We start from the raw sequence: 4,066 nt of genomic DNA, 5'->3' as shown, positions 1-4,066 counted from the left end.
TCGCTCATCAGGCGTCTCCTTGATCATCAGATCCGCCGTCTATTGGACACTCCCGAAAGCCCGAGGTTAGGCACGGGCCGCCGGACGGAACGCGCGGCTGTGTTCCTGGCGTGCTGTTGTTCGGCCTGTTGGTCGCGGAGGCGCCATAGGAGTAGGGCGACGGGGTTGTCCGTGTTGGTGAGTTCCTTCGCGGCGTCGTCTGTGGTAATGAGTGATTCGGGACTGATGCCTGCGAGATGGGCGTGGTGGAGGGTAGTGGCGAGGGCGGGCCAGGTGGGGTCGGTGGTGATGCGGTCGGCTGTCTCGGGGAGGAGGGTGTGGATGCGGGTCTCCCAGTAGGCGGTGATGCGCGGGTGCGGGGCGTGGGCGGTGATGGCGGCGAGGGGTGCGGCGGCGGTGTGCTGGTAGGCGGCTCGGAGGTGGGTGAGGGCTTGGCGGGCGGCGGCTTCCTGTTGTTGGTGGTGGCGGGCGTGGTGCCAGCGGGTGATGGCGATGACTGCGGCGATGGCGGCGCATAGGAGCCATGCGCCGGTTTCGCCGGTGGCGGGGGTGCGGGTGATTTGGTAGGCGAGTTCGCGTAGGGCTCGGCCTGCCTGGTAGTTGGCTTCTTTGTGGGTGCGGGTGGCGCGTTCGAAGGCGGCTGCGGCTTGGCGGAGTTCGGCGCGGCCGGGTGTGGGGGCGGTCTGGGCGGCGGCGTCGAGGAGGGCGCCGAAGGCGTGGATGTGGTCGGCGGCGGCCTGCTCATCCTCTTGGTCGAGGAGGTCGGGGAGGGTGCGGAGTGTGCGGGCGGCGTGGCGCCAGGGGTCGTCGGGGCGGAAGCCGGTGGGGAAGTGTTCGGCGGCGGCCAGGCGGCCCAGGATTTTGGGGAGGGAGAGGTCGGGGGCGAGCCTGCTGCCGGAGTACCAGATGGGCTGTTCGCCGTCGGTGGGTTGGTGGGCGAAGGTGATGCCGCGGATGTCGCCGGATGGTTTGCGGGCAACGTTGGCGAGGACGCCGTGGTTGGCGAGGTGGGTGACGAGTTCTTCGATGGTGGCGGAGGCGGCCAGTGCCCGGCGTACGGTGGTGCGCAGCCGGGCGCTGTCGGCCATTCGGCCGGTGCGGTGGGCTTTGAAGTGTTCGCGGTGGCCGGGGCGTTTGGCGGCGGTGCCGTCGCCGGGGTTGAGGCGGCGCAGGCCGAGGTCGGCTTCGATGCGGTCGACTTCGCGGCGCATGACCTGGATGTACTTGCGTGGCACGTCGGGGGTGCGCCCGTCCTGACGGACGAGGGTGGCCAGGAGGTGGATGTGGTCCTCGGCGTGCCTGACCGCGATCCAGCGGCACGCCTGGTCGTCCCCTTCCGGCGCGAGGCGCGCGGTGTGGAGGATTCGGCGGGCGATGTGGGCCCATTCGTCGTCGGTGAGGTGCCGGTCTCCGGGCGCGGCCCGGACGGGGATGTGGAGGTACTTCACTTCCGGCCGTAGGTGTTTGGGGAGGGCTTTGATCGGTATGTCGAGGCGGGCGGCGAGTTGGCCGATGGTGTGGCGTTGGGGGTGGCGGCCGGGGTCGGGGGCGTAGTCGTTCCAGGAGGCAACCAGGTGGGGGTCGGTGTGCTCGTTGTGGCGGCCGGGGCCGAAGAGGTAGCGGACGGTCTTGTAGGCGAAGTCGCGGACCTGGATGGGCTTGACGATCACGTCGGTTCCCGCAGCAGCCGCAACCGCGGTGTCCTCGACGGTGTCGATGGCTTCCTCCAGGCGGGCCAGGAGCCGCTCGTGCGCGTGGAAGAGGCCGCCGCCCTGGTGGAGGTGGCGGGTTTCCTGGTTGAGGAGGTTCCCGATCCGGGACAGGGCGGTGGTGGCCTCGCCCAGTCGCTGGATGCCGGTGCGGAAGTCGGCGACGGCTGCGCGGGGGTCGTCGTGGCCGGCGGCCAGCACGGTGGCCAGGGCGGTGAAGGTGCCCGGCTTGCAGTGGTTGGCCTTCGCGGCGGCGGTGAGGGCGGCCCACTCGGCGTCGCTGAAGCGCGGGTGCGTGCGGTGCTGGCGCTGCTCGGGTTCGCGCTTACGGCGCCGCACGCGCTCCTGGAAGGACTCCTCCTGCGGCACCCCCGGGCCGGAGAACGCGGCGGCCCCACCGGCCGGCTGCTCCGCTCCCTCCGGGGCGGAGCGGGGGGAAGGATTCCTTACCCCCCTACTTGCTCCGCCGGTATCGGCGCTGGTCACCTCCTGTTGATCGGTGGGGAGTCGGTGGTGGGGGTCGCGCATGAGCCCTTCTCTCCTTGGGTGTTGCTGGTTGGGCGGTGACTCGTCCCACTCGTTGCATGCCTGGTCGGGGCAGGTAGGGGTGGGGTGGTGATGCCGGGTCGACTCGTTGCGGGTCTGACACCCGTCCCGGTGCTGAGCTGGGCGGGGACGGGTGGGACGGGTCGAGTCGGGTCAGGCCGGGGTATCGGTGGGGACGCGGTCGAGTTCGGCCTGCAGGCGGCGGGTGATCTCGGTGAGGCGGTCCTTGCCGACGGAGTGGCCCTTGGCCCGGATGGCCGCTTCGACGTTGCGACGGGAGACGCGTCCCTCGCGGCCTTTGGGGGCGGTGCGGCCGATGGCGAGGAGTTCGTCGATGGGGGCGCTGGGCTGTCGGCCCTTGGGCTTGGCGGAAGGCAACGTGGCTTCCGCCACATCGGCGCCCCCTTCCGCCACGTCATCGGCGGAGGTCGGCGTGGACGCCTGCCTGTCGGGCTCGGTGTTGGTGCGGGCGGGTTGTTGGCGGTTCTGGGCTCCGCTGTGGTGGCGGACAGGGGGCGTGTGGCGGTGGCGGCGGATGACGAGGTAGAGGTGGACGGCTCCGGCGAGGGCGAGTGGGGCGATGGCGGACAGTGCGCCGACGGTGAGGTCGTCCAGGTGCAGACCGCTGCCCTGGTGGGTCTGCTGGTTGAGGCGGACGGCGTGGAGGGCCTTGGCCCAGATGCTTGTGGCCGTCGCGATGCCGACGAGGGCCCAGACGTAGAGGCGGGAGTGGAGTGGGGCGGTGCGCAGGATGAGCAGGGCGCCGATGCCGATGGCGATGAAGCCGTCGATCACGAGGGGGAAGGCGTAGGTGAGGGGTCCGCGGATGTGGATGGCGATGGCCATCTGGCACAGGGCGTCGTAGGAGATGGCGAAGCCGACGGTGCCGAGGAGGGCGATTCCGAGGCGGATCGTGGCGGTTCCCGGTATGGCGGCGGTGGCGGTGGGCGAGGACATGTGGCGGTGCTCCGGGTGGGGTGCGCGGCGGTCCCTCGGGGCGGGAGGGGAGGGGCGCGCCGCCATGTGGTGCGGTGACTCGTCCCACCCGTTGCATGCCTGGTCGGGGCAGGTACGGGTGGGGTGGTGATGTTGCGTCGACTCGTTGCGGGTCGGGCACCCGTCCCCGTGCTGAGCTGCGCGGGGACGGGTGGGACGGGTCAAGTCGGGTCAGGCGGTGGGCTCGACTGGCTGGGCCGGGGAGGGGTCCGGTGCGGGGCAGTAGCGGGCCCAGGCGTCGAGGAACTGGGTGCGGGCGTATCCCTTGGCCTGAGTGCCACCGGGGAAGCGGTGGTTGCCCGGCCGGATGCCGTAGTCCTCCAGCAGCAGGCCCAGGCGGCGTGGGGTGAGCCCGGTCGGGCCGTGCTCGACCCAGGGCGCTTCGGCGTCGGCGTTGAGCTGCTCGATCAGGCGGCTCGTGCGCAGTGCGGGCGGATCGCCCTCGGTGGTGAAGATCTCGCGGATGTCGGCCAGGATGCGGGTGCGCAGGCCCGTGTCGGTGTCCTTCCCGGTCTCGTGGGCGGTCATGGCCCGGCAGGCCGCGCGGGCGAGGGCGGGCCATTCGCCTCCGGCGAGGTCGGCGATGATCACGAGGGGTTCCCAGGTGTCGGCGGCGCGGTCCTCGACCGGCATGTCCGGCTCCATGTCCCTCGCCTTGGCGTACAGGGGGTGGAGCCAGGCGGTGAGGCGGTCGCGTAGGGCGTGCAGGACGGGTGTGTCACGGCCGGTGCGGAAGGCGGCCACGCTCTCGCCCGGTGCTCGGCGGCGCATGCGGATGACCACGGAGCGGTCCATGATCGTGTCGGGCAGGTCGC

Annotated in this window: 3 protein-coding genes; all 3 read right to left on the bottom strand. The window is 71.5% G+C overall.

Going from position 1 to position 4,066, the window contains the following annotated elements; all coding sequences use genetic code 11:
- Window positions 1-26: 26 nt before the first annotated feature.
- Window positions 27-2,048 (bottom strand): mobilization protein, encoded by a 2,022-nt coding sequence (locus tag DEH69_RS28285; protein WP_113689842.1) that lies wholly within the window; start codon window positions 2,046-2,048, stop codon window positions 27-29.
- Between the two features lie 360 nt (window positions 2,049-2,408).
- Window positions 2,409-3,212 carry a DUF2637 domain-containing protein gene (locus DEH69_RS28280; protein WP_113689841.1) on the bottom strand — a complete coding sequence of 268 codons (804 nt, stop codon included), beginning with the start codon at window positions 3,210-3,212 and terminating at the stop codon, window positions 2,409-2,411.
- Between the two features lie 210 nt (window positions 3,213-3,422).
- On the bottom strand, window positions 3,423-4,066 hold a 644-nt coding region (locus DEH69_RS28275; RefSeq protein ID WP_113689840.1), incomplete at its 5' end, for a DUF3631 domain-containing protein.

The sequence above is a fragment of the Streptomyces sp. PT12 genome (genome assembly GCF_003311645.1).
GTDB lineage: Bacteria > Actinomycetota > Actinomycetes > Streptomycetales > Streptomycetaceae > Streptomyces.
This window is presented reverse-complemented; position numbering and strand designations above follow the sequence as displayed.

Bases quoted from the DNA above. Each gene is read 5' to 3' on its own strand.
- DEH69_RS28280 (WP_113689841.1), bottom strand. From the start codon at position 3,212: ATGTCCTCGCCCACCGCCACCGCCGCCATACCGGGAACCGCCACGATC.